Here is a 13446-nt window from a genome sequence, read left to right as displayed (position 1 = left end):
CGTGAGCCCAACGCCGTAACGAACCCCGCCTTGTCTTATTTATACAAATTTGCGAGATTTTAAAAATTCGCCCCTTAAATGCCTATGTAATAGGCATTTTAACCTTATTAAGTTTCACTTAAGAAAAGCAATAAACCAACATAAAAAAACAACATTTTCAAAGTAAAATAAAACTAAACTATTTTAAGAATTTTTTAAGTTCAAAGATGTTAAAATTCTAAACATTTATATAAAAAAGAAGTCTGATAAAGATTTATATATTAAATAAGTATTCTAATTATGCTAAAATGGTTGCGAAAGAGGGATTTGAACCCCCGACCTTCGGGTTATGAGCCCGACGAGCTAACCACTGCTCTATTTCGCGACAAAAAAAGTGGATGGGGTAAAGGGATTCGAACCCCTGAATGACAGGACCAAAACCTGTTGCCTTACCGCTTGGCGATACCCCAATGCAAATTAAAAGCGTGATTATATATCAAAAAAATATATTTGTCAAGTAAAATTTTTAAAAAAATAATTTTTACTTATTTTTTTTGTATTGCTAAACATTTATATATTATTTTTACATACACTTAATTAAAATAATTATTAAAAGGAAAAATATGTCTTTTGTTAGTATAGAAGAAGGTATAAAAGAATTAAAAAAAGGAAATATGTTGATAATGCTAGATGCTGAAGATAGGGAGAATGAAGGTGATTTGATTTTTCCAGCAGAATTTAGCACACCAGAAAAGGTGAATTTCACATTAACACATGCTAGGGGCGTTGTTTGTGTAGCACTAGATAAAAAAATTGCAGAGCATTTTGAATTACCTCTAATGGTTCCTAAAAATACTTCTAATCATGAAACGGCATTTACTATTACGGTGGATATTAAAACGGCAAGTACAGGTGTTAGTTCTAGCGAAAGAGATGCTACTATAAAATTATTTGCAAATAAAAATGCAGTTGCAAGTGATTTTGTAAGACCTGGTCATATTAATCCGTTAATAGCAAAAGATGGCGGTGTATTAGTTAGAACAGGGCATACGGAAGGAACGGTTGATATGTGTAAATTAGCTGGTCTTACTCCTGCTTGTGTAATTTGTGAAATTATGAATCCTGATGGAACAATGGCTAGGCGTGATGATTTAATAGAATTTGGCAAAAAGCACAATATAAAATTAGTAACTATTGAAGACTTAATCAAGTATAGATTACAAAATGAAAGCTTAGTATCAAAAATTAGTGAAGAAAAAACTAAATTACTATGTAAAGATGTTAAAAAGATTGTATATAAAGATTTTTTAGGAGATATTCACACTATTTTTGCTTTTGCAGGTAAAAATGAAAAAAGTCTGATTAAGTTTTATAAGAGCTCTAAAGATATTAATATTTTAAATGCTACTAAATTAGAAGAAACTTTAAAATCAATAGATGATTTAAGTAAAGAAGGTGGTATGTTAGTATTTATGGAAGGCTTAAAAAGTGATGATAAAAATTATGGCATAGGAGCACAGATTTTAAAAGATTTAGGTATTAATAAGTTTAAATTTTTAGGCAATCAAGAACAATTTGCAGCTTTAAGTGGCTTTGGCTTAATTATTGAATAATTAAAATATTTAGAATTTGAAATTAAATAATTGATTTCAAATTCTATTTTAAAACTTACTTATTTAAACCCAAAACCTTGCAGTATTCACAATACACACAACTAACAGAACGCTTAGCACATACTAAAGGAATATTTCTTTTTTTAGCTTGACTTTTTATTTTTTTCATAGTGTTATGATTTAAAAAACTTGTAAGCATAACAACACAGCCAGTATCTTGTGGAATGCTTTGACGATTTACTCTATTTTCATTTCTAGCATCCCAATGAGTGATTGTTTTTGCACCTAAGTCATGTAAAACTGCTTTAATAGGGGTAATCTCATCTGCACCAATAACCAAAACTGACATAAAACTCTCCTTAAAAATAATTTTGAGTATGATACTCAATTAACCTTTAAAGAAACTGATAATTATTATAAATTTCTAATAATTATATTAACTTACATTTTTATACAATGGTTTTAGGCTTTCATATGCGATATTTATTTCTTCAAATTTTTCTTTTAAAACTCTTTTTACTTCTTCACTTTTTTCCGAGTGAAAATCAGGATGATAAACTTTACTTAACTTAAGATATTTATTCCTTACAACATCAAAACTAGCTCCTACTTCCACTCCTAATGTTTTAAAATGTTCTTCTAAAAGCATACAAACATTTAAAAACCTATTATCTTTTTTCAGCTCATTTTTAATTTCTTTTTTAAATTGCAAATAAGCCAATTCGCTTAGACTAAAGCTTACGCAGTAATTTAAATGCTCGTTACAAGCACATAGTTTATCTAATAAACTTAAGGTATTTTCATCTTTATAAGTGATGATAAATTTAGTTTTTAATATTTTTATATCGTGCTCTTTAAAATAATTAGAAAGATAAATTATTAAATTTTTTTCAAGATTTGAGAAATTTAAAATTATATCTTTTCTCATAAAATCAAGCTTACAATTTATCATTGCTTTTAGGCTGTTTACGCTTACTAGATTTAGTTTAAATTTTTTATAATATGCGGTATTTATATTTTGAAGTTGTTCGTTATTGTATTTTTTATTCAATATTGATAGTAATTTTAAAAAATATCTTCTTTGTGGAATTTCATTTTCAACATAAAATGATATTAATTTGCTTTTCTTTCCGATATTTTGTGAAAAATTTTTATTAATTATTTCTTTCATTTCTTTAAAAAATGAAAAATCTTGAGTATTTATACTAATTGATTCTAAATTCTGTACAACTTGCATTTATAACCTTTATAAAGTTTTTTATAAATAAGCAATTTGTATTCCAAATATAATTGTAGTGATTTTCAAAAGAACTTTTGCAAAAGGAAATAATATTAATTTTCCTTTTGCAATGTAGAATTTAAATAGCGATTAATACATATACTATTGCTGCAATAATTGTTGGTATTGCATTTCTTTTAGCTAGTTCAATTGGATTAACCTTCGCATAAGTAGCACATATAATAGCAGCTCCTGCAATAGGGCTCATACTTCTTCCAAGTCCAGCTACAGCAGTTACAACAGAGCCAAGGTGCATAGGGTCTAGTCCGATATCTGCTGCTTTTATCGTTACAGCTTGATTAAATGCTATTCCGGCAGCATCTCCGCTACCTGTTATTAAGGCTAGGGCAAAAGTTCCAACAGAACCTATGAAAGTTGCAATATTTGGATTTGATTTCATAAAATCAATTAATTGTTGAACAAATCCCATAGCTTCAAGCCCTGCAACAAATATCCCCGCACAAATAATGATTCCATATACATGTGAAAATCCTTCACCCATACCAGCACAAAATTTCTTCATAACTTCACCAGCTTTTACATCTTTAAAGCAAGTAATAAATGCTAATAATGAGCCAATAATCATTGCATGACCAATGCCAACTTTTGGAACTTTAAGTGCAAAAGTAGCTTCATACCATTCTTTAAAATGCGAATTGCTAAGAACTAAAAGTATAGCAACAGGAACAATTGGAACAATAGCTTTTATAGGATTGATTTTGAAATCTTTATCATCATTGCTTTCATCTTCAAGAACATAACCTTTATATTCTTTTAAAAGTAAGCCAACAATCATTAATCCAAAAGCACAAATTACAGCACTTACTCCAAAATAAAACGCTTCATAATGAATTACTTCCATTACATTTACTTTACTAACTTCAGCGACTATATTTGTCTGATGATAACCAGGGTTTAAGTTTGCGCTTCCATAAGTTCCTAATAAAACGGTTGAAGCAGCAAGTGCAGGATGAACTCCCATTCTCATAAGTAGCGGGATAATAACCGCACCAACAGCAGCAGAGCAACCAGCAGCAGAAGTTACTGAAATATTAATAAATGCAGTGATTAATACAGCTCCAGGAACTAGAAAAATACCTGCATATTTTAATACTTTTGACAAAGCATGAACTAAATGCTTATCGCAAGTTGTAAGTTTTAAAACATAAGCAAAACCCATGGCAGCAACTATTGGTTCAATAATGTTTGCCTTTTTTATCGCTTTAGTAAAAGCTTCTAGTGCGTCCATTGGAGCACCTGCAATAATACATAAAACAACACCACTTGTAAAAAGAACCATTCTTGATTCGTGGCGTTTAATTAAAAGTGTAATAGTAACAATTACTACTATTAACGCTAGTGCAATTTTAAGAATTGCAAAACTTTCCATATTTTCTCCTTAGATTAAGTAATAAAAATTAAAATTAATTTTCATTTATTCTAACTGAAAGTTGTTAATTTGATATAAATTATAAAAATGATAAAGCAATAATTAAAATATATTTAATATGAATATTAAATACTATTAAAATAATTATTGCAATTGCTCTTCTATAATTTTTTTATATTTTAATAATTCTGTTGTTATTAAATCCTTTTTTTCATCATTTATATGAAATTTCAAGATAGTAACACTAATTGCGGCAAATATTTGTTGGTTTTTATAAATAGGCACAGCAAAACAAGAAAAATCATCATCATATTCCCCGTATTCATAAGAATAACCTAGATTTTTACAATACTGAATATTGTCGTATAAATCATTTATATTATTGATTGTTCTTGCAGTATTTTGCTCTAGAATTTGTTTTTTGAAAATACTTTTTAATTCATTTAAATTCTTATCAAATAACAATGCTTTACCAAGAGCAGTTGCGTTAGCATTGGCTACATCTCCAGCTTTTGTCTTTAGAATAATTTTTTCATTACCTTCACTTTTATGTAAATAAATTACTTTTTTACCATTTAAAATCCCTAATTGCACGGCTAATCTTATTTTTTTAGCTAGCTCATCCATATAATAAATTATAATTTTTGTAGATTTCCTTTGTTCTAGTTCTGGATTTAGACAAAAAGATAATTTGTAATTTTTATTATCAAAACTTAAATAATCTAATTCACAAAGTGTTTTTAAAATAGGATGAAGAGTTCCCATACTGATTTTACATTCTTTTGAAATTTGTGTTATGTTAAGACCTTCATCACAATTTTTTAAAGTCTCTAAAATTTTAATAACCCTTAAAGTTGGTTGATGTAAAGTATCCAAGATTTTTCCTATTTATGTAAGATATTTTAATATATTAGATATTTCTTAATTATCTCTTAAAATTACAAGTTTTTTAGCTTAGTATTATTATTTAGTTTTTAAAAGAATTTAAACTGATAATATACATTATTGTTTAAATAGGAATATGTTGTATTCCTATTTAAAATGGTCTTATAATCATTGCAGTAATTATACCTATCATTATTATAGTAGGCACTTCGTTATAAGCTCTAAAAAATTTACCACTTTTTTTACAGGTATCATTTTTTAGTTGTTTAAGATATCTTAAGCAATCAAAATGATAAATCAGTAGTAGAACAACACACAATAATTTAAGATGAAAATAACCAAGTTTCATCAAGGTTGAATTAGCACTAATCATTAAAATTCCAGTAAGTAGCGTAATTATCATAGAAGGTTGTCCTATGAAATAAAACAATTTATCTTCTTGAATTTTTACAACTTCAACAAATTCTTTTTTATGTGAATGTTCTTGATGATATACATAAAGGCGTGGCAAATAAAACAAAGTCGCCATCCAAGAAATAAATGCTAAGTAATGAAGCCATTTTATCCAATCATAATTGTTAGCTAGAAATTCCATTTTTCTTCCTTTTCTTAAAAATTTCTTTTAAAATTATTATAATAACGCCAAGGTTAATACACACATCAGCAATATTAAAAACAGCGAAGTTAAACCAATAATGCCAAGCTATAAAATCAATAACTCCAGGATATAAAAACCTATCATAAATATTGCTTATGCCCCCGGCTAATATGAATGATAGGGCATAATAATTATCGTTTAGGAATTTTTTTTCTTTAATTAAAAGTATTCCAGCAATTATAAGCAACATTATTTGAATATATTTTAGATATTCTTGTAAAAAACTTAGCATTGAAAAAGCAACCCCATCATTAAAAACTAAATAAAAACTAATAGGGGTAAAATGCCATTCATAACCTGCTAAAAATATATTTTTACTAAGTCTATCTAATATTATTACAATGGCTATTATAAGACTTGAGATGATAATTTTTTTTCTCATACTAGCACACTTTGAAAGTATTTTATACATTCATTTTCCATATTTTTTAAGGTTTTTTCATTTTCACATTCAAGTAATATTCTCATTAAATTTTCAGTTCCTGAATATCTAAATAAATAATTCACATTATTTTTATTTAATTTTTCATATAAGTTATCTATGCCTTCTAATTTATCTAAAGGTTTTTTTTCTGTGATTTTTAGGTTTGTTAAGCTTTGTGGAAATAATTTAATTTCGCTAAAAATCTCGCTAGCTTTTTTATTTAATAATAATTTTGCTACTTGAAGTGCTGCTACTATGCCATCACCAGTTTTTGCATAATCGCTAAAAATTATATGTCCGCTTTGCTCTCCACCAAAATTATAATTTTTATCTTGCATTGCATGTAGAATATATTTATCTCCAACATCGGTTGTAACATAAGAAATATCGTGTTTTTTAAGATAATTTAAAAATCCCATATTGCTCATTTTACTAATTGCAACACCGCTTAAATTATTATTATCTTTTAAAGCTTTTGCTAAAACCCCTAATAAAATATCTCCATTAATGATTTCTCCGTTTTCATCAACCACAACCAATCTATCAGCATCTCCATCAAAAGCAAACCCAACATCAGCTCTTAATCTTTTTACTTCTTTAGCTAATATATTTGGATGAAGTGCTCCACAATTATCATTAATATTTATTCCATTTGGCTCACAAGCTAATGTTATAACATCAGCTCCTAATTCAGAAAAGACAGCAGGCGCAACCTTATAAGCCGCTCCATTTGCACAATCTAAAACAATTCTAAGGTTTTTTAAGGTTGTATCTTTTGGAAAAGAATTTTTAATATGAACTATATATCTACCTATTACATCATCAATTCTTTTTGCAGAGCCGATTTTATCCTTTATTACAAGATGCGAATTAATTAAATTATCATCATTAAATATTCTATCTATTTCAAATTCTTCGCTTTCGCTTAATTTAAATCCATTAGCATCAAATACTTTAATACCATTATCATAATAAGGATTATGAGAAGCACTTATCATAATAGCAAAATCACATCTTAAATCTTGACTTAAAAAAGCAACAGCAGGTGTAGGCATAGGGCCAATTTGCAATACATTAAAACCTACTGCATTAAGACCACTAACGATTGCATTTTCTATCATATAACCACTTCTTCTAGTATCTTTTCCGACTATTACTTTTTTTGTTAATGCTTTATTTTTAAAAAAAATTCCAATAGCCATAGCAGCTTTAAGAGCTTTAAAAGCACTTAAATCATTACCTGCAAAACCTCTAATTCCATCTGTTCCAAATATCATTTTTTTGCCTTTCAGTATGATTTTAATTTTGAATTAAGATTATTTTAACAAAACTTTACTAAAATCAGTCTTTTAAAAATTTTTACGAAGGAATTTTTTATGGCAAATCATAAATCATCAGAAAAAAGAGCTAGACAAACAATTAAAAAAACTATTAGAAACAGATTCTATAGAACAAGACTTAAAAACATTACTCGTGCAGTTCGTGAAGCAGCAGCAGCTAATGATAATGAAGCAGCAGCAGCAGCTTTAAAAGTAGCTAATAAAAAAATTCACGAAATGGTAAGCCGTGGTTTTATTAAAAAACAAACAGCTTCAAGAAAAGTAAGTCGTTTAGCACTTTTAGTAAATAAAATTGGTGCATAATTTTTAATGCTAGCAAGCAAACTTGAACCTTTCTTAAAACGCTATGAAGAAATTCAAGCGTTTTTAAGTAATATTGAAAATACTACAGATTTAGCAAAAGTTACAGCCTTATCAAAAGAACAAAAAAGTTTAGAAGATATAGTTGAGGTTGCTAAAAAATATTTAAATACGCTAGATTCAATTGAAGAAAATAAAACTTTATTGCAAGACCCTGATTTAGGTGATTTAGCTAAAGAAGAATTAAAAGAATTAGAAGAATTAAAACCTAAATTAGAAGAAGAAATAAAAATACTTTTATTACCAAAAGACCCAAATGATGATAAGAATATTTTCTTAGAAATTAGAGCTGGAACTGGTGGAGATGAAGCTGCTTTATTTGTCGGAGATTTATTTAAAGCTTATGCAAGATATGCTGAAGATAAAAATTATAAAATAGAAGTAGTTAGTCAAAGTGAAGGCAGTGCAGGTGGATTTAAGGAGATTATTTTATTAATTAAAGGTGATAAAGCTTATTCAAGATTAAAATACGAAGGTGGCACACACAGAGTTCAAAGAGTTCCTGCTACAGAATCTCAAGGCAGAGTTCATACAAGTGCTATAACCGTTGCAGTTATGCCTGAAGTAGAAGATAGTGATATTGAAATAAATCCAAATGATTTAAAAATTGATGTAATGAGAAGTAGTGGTCATGGTGGTCAGAGTGTAAATACTACTGATTCTGCAGTTAGAATTACACATATTCCAACAGGTTTAGTTGTTGTTAATCAAGATGGTAAAAGTCAGCATAAAAATAAAGAAAGTGCTTTAAAAGTTTTAAAAGCAAGGCTTTATGAAATGCAAGAGCAAGAAAGATTAGCAAAAGAGCGAGAGAGTAGAAAATCTCAAGTTGGAAGTGGAGATAGAAGTGAAAGAATTAGAACTTATAATTATCCACAAAATAGAATAAGTGATCACAGAATAAATCTTACTTTACACAGATTAGACATAATTATGCAAGATGGTTTATTAGATGAAATCATTGAACCACTAATAGCTCACTATCAATCAGAGGCTTTAAACGAAGCTAATTTATGAAAAAAATAATTTTAAGCATACTTGTTGTTGTATTAACAACTAGTGTGTTTTTGTATGATAATTATCAACAAGAACAAAGAAACATAATCAAGCAAAAACAAGAAATAGATTATCTAGTAAAATTACTTGAAAAATTATATATAGCAGCTAAGGTGGAATGTTCAAGTTATACTGAATGTTTTATAGAAAATGGAGTTTTTAAATATTTTAAATTCTCTAATATTTATATTAAAAACAGAGTTGCATTTTATAATTTTTTACAATTACTTGAAAAGGATTTTAAAGATTTAAAATACTCTTTTATAGAAAAGAATAATTTAGAATATTATTTTGATAAAAATAAATATTATTTTGATGATACTAGCTTGTTTAATATGAGTTCAGAATTTGAATTTAATGTTGATAATCTGAAGTTTAATGACAATGTAAAAGATGATTTAGCATTTTTATCTTGGTATTTAAATAAAACTGCTTATAAATCTGTTCTTGATATGTTAAATGATATTAGTATAGATTTTAGAGTAAAATATAGCGTTGTAAATAACACAATTGATTATTCTAAAATAGCGACTAATTTACAAATCAATCTTTCAAATACAAGTAAAATTAGTTTTAAAATAAGAAATAAAAAAATTGAGTTTAAGATTGAAAATTTTGATTTAATTAAAATTATTTTTATAGAATTTAAAGAAATCATAAAACCATTTTTAAAAAATAATGAAAATATTATATTTTTTGAAAGTTTATTTACTCATTATGATGAAATAATTAACCCTAAAATTAAATCAGTAACTTTTTTGATTGATAATATTTACAATACTAAAAATGTCCTATTTTCTAGCACTTACAAACTTGAATCAAATTAACATTTATTTATAAGCTTTGAGTAAAATTGAAACACAAATTCTATAAAAAAGGAAAAAATTATGGCAAAAGTTATGAAAACAATGGATGGTAACGAAGCCGCTGCATATGCTGCCTATGCGTTCACAGAAGTCGCAGGAATTTATCCTATTACTCCAAGTTCACCTATGGCTGATTATACAGATATTTGGGCTTCTCAAGGAAAGAAAAATATTTTTGGAATGCCTGTAAAAATTGTTGAAATGCAAAGTGAAGCAGGTGCTGCTGGTAGCGTTCATGGTTCGTTACAAGCTGGTGCATTAACTACAACTTATACAGCTTCTCAAGGTTTATTACTTAAGATCCCAAATATGTATAAAATCGCAGGTCAAATGCTTCCTGGTGTTATACATGTTGCTGCTCGTGCAATTGCTGCTCAAGCTTTATCAATTTTTGGTGATCATCAAGATATTTACGCAGCTCGTCAAACAGGTTTTGCAATGCTATGTTCAAATAGCGTTCAACAAGCTATGGATTTAGCTGGTGTTGCTCATCTTAGTGCTATTAAAGGAAGAGTTCCATTTATGCATTTCTTTGATGGATTTAGAACATCTCATGAAATTCAAAAAATTGAAGTAATGGACTATGAAGTATTTAAAAGATTAATTGATATGGATGCAGTTCAAGCATTCCGTGATACCTGTTTAAATCCTGAACATCCAAAAACTCGTGGAACTGCACAAAACGATGATATATATTTTCAAACTCGTGAGTTAGCTAATAAATTTTATGATGCTTTACCTGATGTAGTAGCTGATTATATGAAAGAGATTTCAAAAGTTACAGGTAGAACTTATAAACCATTTGTATATTATGGTGCTGCTGATGCTACTCGTGTAATTGTTGCTATGGGTAGTGTAAATGAAGCTTTAACTGAAGTGGTTGATTATCTAAACAAAAAAGGCGAAAAAGTTGGTGTTATGATGGTTCATTTATATAGACCATTTAGCTTAAAATATTTCTTTGAAGAAATGCCAAAATCAGTTAAAAAGATTGCAGTTTTAGACAGAACAAAAGAACCAGGTAGTATAGGCGAGCCTTTATATCTTGATATAAAAGCTGCATATTATGATAAAGAAAATGCACCTTTAATTGTAGGTGGTAGATATGGTCTTAGTTCAAAAGATGTTGACCCTGCACAATTACTTGCGGTATATGAGAATTTAAATCAAGAAAAACCAAAAAATAATTTTACAATTGGAATTAATGATGATGTAACTCATCTTTCATTACCACTAGGCAAAAAGATTTCATTAGGAGATGAAAGCACAACTGAATGTTTATTCTACGGACTTGGTGCTGATGGAACGGTAGGTGCAAATAAAAACTCAATTAAAATTATTGGAGATAAAACTGATTTATATGCACAAGCATATTTTGCTTATGATAGTAAAAAATCAGGTGGATATACAAGAAGTCATTTAAGATTTTCTAAAAAGCCAATAACTTCAACTTATTTAGTAAGTACCCCACATTTTATTGCTTGTAGTGTTGCTGCATATTTAGACATTTATGATGTTTTAGCAGGTATTAGAGAAAACGGAACTTTCTTATTAAACTCAATTTGGGACGAACAAACTACAATTGAAAAAATTCCTAATAAAGTTAAAAAAGTTCTAGCTGAAAAAAATGTGAATTTTTATATCATAAATGCTACAAAACTTGCTCGTGATATAGGACTAGGTAATAGAACAAATACAATTATGCAAAGTGCATTCTTTAAATTAGCAAAAATTATTGATTATGAAGATGCTCAAAAATATATGAAAGAATTTGCATATAAAAGCTATGTTAAAAAGGGCGAAGCAGTAGTTGAGATGAACTATAAAGCTATTGATATTGGAGCACAAGGTTTAGTAAAAGTTACTGTTGATCCAGCTTGGGCTAATTTAGTAATAGATGAGAAAAAAGCTGATGATAAATACATAGGAACTGCTTTTGTTGAAAATATAGTTAAACCTATGAACGCTGCAAAAGGTGATGATTTACCAGTGTCAGCATTTATTGGATATGAAGATGGTAGTTTTGAGCATGGAACTACACAATATGAAAAGCGTGGTGTTGGTGTTATGGTTCCTAAATGGATTGAAGCAAATTGTATTCAATGTAACCAATGTGCATCAGTTTGCCCACATGCAGTAATACGCCCATTCTTAATTAATGATGAAGAAATGGCAAATGCTCCAGCAGGCGTGAAAGAGCATTCAATCGATGCTAAAGGTGTAAAAGGCGAAAGTCTTAAATTTAAAATTCAAGTTTCAACATTAGATTGTACAGGTTGCGAGTTATGTGTAACTGAATGTCCAAGTAAAGAAAAATCACTTGTTATGGTTCCACTTGAAGAAGAGCTAGAAAAAGGCGAACAAGATAATGCTGATTACTTATTCCATAAAGTTACTTATAAAGATAATTTTATAGCAAAAGATACTACAAAAGGTGCTCAATTTGCACAACCATTATTTGAATTCCACGGAGCATGTCCAGGTTGTGGTGAAACTCCATATATTACATTAGTTACTAGAATGTTTGGTGAGAGAATGATGATTGCTAACGCAACAGGTTGTAGCTCAATTTATGGTGGTTCAGCACCTTCTACTCCATATCGCAAAAATGATAAAGGTTTTGGACCTGCTTGGGGCAACTCATTATTTGAAGACAATGCTGAGTTTGGTATGGGTATGAGAGTTGCTACCGAGACAATTCGCCATAGAATTGAAGATATTATGATTAATACAAAAGATAAAGCTCCAAATGCAATTGCAGCTCTTTATGGCGAATGGTTGGCTAATAAGAAAAATGCTGATATAACAGCAGATGTTAGAGATAGACTAATTCCATTATTAGAACAACACGCAGAGCTTGAAGGTGCTAAAGAAATTTTAGGTCTAAAAAGCTATGTAGCTAAAAAATCTCAATGGATTTTTGGTGGTGATGGCTGGGCTTATGATATTGGTTATGGTGGGCTTGACCATGTTTTAGCTAGTGGAGAAGATGTGAATGTATTAGTAATGGATACTGAAGTTTATTCAAATACAGGCGGACAAGCTTCAAAATCAACTAGAACAGGTGCAGTAGCACAATTTGCTGCAAGTGGTAAGCCAAGTCAGAAAAAAGACTTAGGACAAATTGCTATGACTTATGGAAATATTTTCGTAGCTCAAGTAAATTCAAATGCAAATTATGCTCATTTTATTAAAGCACTAATCGCAGCAGAAGCTTACGATGGACCAAGCTTAATCATTTGTTATAGCCCTTGTATAGCTCACGGAATTAAAGGTGGAATGGGTGCTAGTGGTGATCACGCAGAAATCGCAACTAAGTGTGGTTATTGGCCAATTTACACATTTGATCCAAGATTAGAAGCAGAGGGTAAAAATCCATTAAAAATTGCTTCAAAAGAACCTGATTGGAATTTATATGAAGAGTTCTTAATGGCAGAAGTTCGTTATAACTCACTAAAAAAAGGAAATCCAAAAGAAGCAGCAGAACTATATGCTCGCAACAAAGCAGATGCGCAAAGACGCTATAGACAATTAAAGCGTTTAGCAGCAGCTGATTATAGCGTTTCTGAATAATTTCAAGCCCTTTTTAGGGCTTG

The 13446-nt window shown here is 29.0% G+C and carries 12 protein-coding genes and 2 tRNA genes; 5 read left to right on the top strand and 9 right to left on the bottom strand.

From position 1 onward, the window contains the following. Nucleotides 1-288: 288 nt before the first annotated feature. A tRNA-Met gene (locus tag AVBRAN9334_RS03855) sits at nucleotides 289-364 on the bottom strand. 10 nt (nucleotides 365-374) lie between these two features. After that, a tRNA-Gln gene (locus AVBRAN9334_RS03850) sits at nucleotides 375-449 on the bottom strand. Between the two features lie 153 nt (nucleotides 450-602). Between AVBRAN9334_RS03850 and AVBRAN9334_RS03845 the strand changes: the two genes are divergently transcribed. Then, nucleotides 603-1592, top strand: a complete 990-nt coding sequence (locus tag AVBRAN9334_RS03845) for a bifunctional 3,4-dihydroxy-2-butanone 4-phosphate synthase/GTP cyclohydrolase II (protein ID WP_214117180.1) — start codon at nucleotides 603-605, stop codon at nucleotides 1590-1592. A 55-nt stretch (nucleotides 1593-1647) separates the two neighbouring features. Here the strand turns inward: AVBRAN9334_RS03845 and AVBRAN9334_RS03840 are convergent, their stop codons facing one another. From AVBRAN9334_RS03840 to glmM, 7 genes are all read right to left on the bottom strand, one after another. Beyond that, the gene (locus AVBRAN9334_RS03840; RefSeq protein ID WP_214117178.1) at nucleotides 1648-1941 is read right to left on the bottom strand and encodes a DUF2325 domain-containing protein; all 294 of its coding nucleotides are present in this window, start codon (nucleotides 1939-1941) and stop codon (nucleotides 1648-1650) included. Nucleotides 1942-2028: 87 nt separating this feature from the next. Next, entirely contained in the window at nucleotides 2029-2829 is an 801-nt protein-coding gene (locus AVBRAN9334_RS03835) for an adenylosuccinate lyase (protein WP_214117176.1), read from the bottom strand. A 121-nt stretch (nucleotides 2830-2950) separates the two neighbouring features. Further along, complete coding sequence (gene dcuC / locus AVBRAN9334_RS03830) at nucleotides 2951-4261, bottom strand: C4-dicarboxylate transporter DcuC (protein WP_214117164.1); 1311 nt, start codon at nucleotides 4259-4261, stop codon at nucleotides 2951-2953. 144 nt (nucleotides 4262-4405) lie between these two features. Beyond that, a complete protein-coding gene (locus AVBRAN9334_RS03825) occupies nucleotides 4406-5137 on the bottom strand; it encodes an IclR family transcriptional regulator (protein ID WP_336607078.1) in 732 nt (243 codons plus the stop codon). Between the two features lie 160 nt (nucleotides 5138-5297). Beyond that, nucleotides 5298-5741 (bottom strand): protoporphyrinogen oxidase HemJ, encoded by a 444-nt coding sequence (gene hemJ / locus AVBRAN9334_RS03820; protein ID WP_214117160.1) that lies wholly within the window; start codon nucleotides 5739-5741, stop codon nucleotides 5298-5300. Beyond that, on the bottom strand, nucleotides 5725-6216 hold the full coding sequence (gene lspA / locus AVBRAN9334_RS03815) for a signal peptidase II (RefSeq protein ID WP_336607077.1): 492 nt from the start codon (nucleotides 6214-6216) through the stop codon (nucleotides 5725-5727). The genes hemJ and lspA overlap by 17 nt, the downstream gene beginning before the upstream one ends. Then, on the bottom strand, nucleotides 6183-7505 hold the full coding sequence (glmM, locus tag AVBRAN9334_RS03810; protein ID WP_336607076.1) for a phosphoglucosamine mutase: 1323 nt from the start codon (nucleotides 7503-7505) through the stop codon (nucleotides 6183-6185). Before glmM ends, lspA begins: the two co-directional genes overlap by 34 nt. Nucleotides 7506-7604: 99 nt before the next feature. On the opposite strand from glmM, the gene rpsT reads away from it, so the two are divergent. Genes rpsT through nifJ form a run of 4 tightly spaced genes read left to right on the top strand, consistent with a single transcriptional unit; the run spans nucleotide 7605 to nucleotide 13423 of the window. Next, entirely contained in the window at nucleotides 7605-7871 is a 267-nt protein-coding gene (gene rpsT, locus AVBRAN9334_RS03805) for a 30S ribosomal protein S20 (protein ID WP_214117154.1), read from the top strand. A 6-nt stretch (nucleotides 7872-7877) separates the two neighbouring features. Further along, nucleotides 7878-8945: a peptide chain release factor 1 gene (gene prfA / locus AVBRAN9334_RS03800; protein WP_214117152.1), complete on the top strand. Its 1068-nt coding sequence runs from the start codon at nucleotides 7878-7880 to the stop codon at nucleotides 8943-8945. Beyond that, the gene (locus tag AVBRAN9334_RS03795) at nucleotides 8942-9811 is read left to right on the top strand and encodes a hypothetical protein (protein ID WP_336607075.1); all 870 of its coding nucleotides are present in this window, start codon (nucleotides 8942-8944) and stop codon (nucleotides 9809-9811) included. The genes prfA and AVBRAN9334_RS03795 overlap by 4 nt, the downstream gene beginning before the upstream one ends. 60 nt (nucleotides 9812-9871) lie before the next feature. Continuing rightward, nucleotides 9872-13423, top strand: a complete 3552-nt coding sequence (gene nifJ / locus AVBRAN9334_RS03790) for a pyruvate:ferredoxin (flavodoxin) oxidoreductase (protein ID WP_214119808.1) — start codon at nucleotides 9872-9874, stop codon at nucleotides 13421-13423. The last annotated feature ends 23 nt before the right edge of the window (nucleotides 13424-13446 follow it).

This window comes from Campylobacter sp. RM9334, assembly GCF_020138145.1.
Lineage (GTDB): Bacteria > Campylobacterota > Campylobacteria > Campylobacterales > Campylobacteraceae > Campylobacter_E.
Note: the sequence above shows the minus strand (reverse complement) of the source record. Positions and strands in the feature narration are given on the sequence as shown.

Bases quoted from the DNA above. Each gene is read 5' to 3' on its own strand.
- nifJ (WP_214119808.1), top strand. From the start codon at position 9,872: ATGGCAAAAGTTATGAAAACAATGGATGGTAACGAAGCCGCTGCATAT.
- AVBRAN9334_RS03835 (WP_214117176.1), bottom strand. From the start codon at position 2,829: ATGCAAGTTGTACAGAATTTAGAATCAATTAGTATAAATACTCAAGAT.
- dcuC (WP_214117164.1), bottom strand. From the start codon at position 4,261: ATGGAAAGTTTTGCAATTCTTAAAATTGCACTAGCGTTAATAGTAGTA.
- AVBRAN9334_RS03840 (WP_214117178.1), bottom strand. From the start codon at position 1,941: ATGTCAGTTTTGGTTATTGGTGCAGATGAGATTACCCCTATTAAAGCA.
- glmM (WP_336607076.1), bottom strand. From the start codon at position 7,505: ATGATATTTGGAACAGATGGAATTAGAGGTTTTGCAGGTAATGATTTA.
- prfA (WP_214117152.1), top strand. From the start codon at position 7,878: ATGCTAGCAAGCAAACTTGAACCTTTCTTAAAACGCTATGAAGAAATT.
- rpsT (WP_214117154.1), top strand. From the start codon at position 7,605: ATGGCAAATCATAAATCATCAGAAAAAAGAGCTAGACAAACAATTAAA.
- lspA (WP_336607077.1), bottom strand. From the start codon at position 6,216: ATGTATAAAATACTTTCAAAGTGTGCTAGTATGAGAAAAAAAATTATC.
- AVBRAN9334_RS03845 (WP_214117180.1), top strand. From the start codon at position 603: ATGTCTTTTGTTAGTATAGAAGAAGGTATAAAAGAATTAAAAAAAGGA.
- hemJ (WP_214117160.1), bottom strand. From the start codon at position 5,741: ATGGAATTTCTAGCTAACAATTATGATTGGATAAAATGGCTTCATTAC.
- AVBRAN9334_RS03795 (WP_336607075.1), top strand. From the start codon at position 8,942: ATGAAAAAAATAATTTTAAGCATACTTGTTGTTGTATTAACAACTAGT.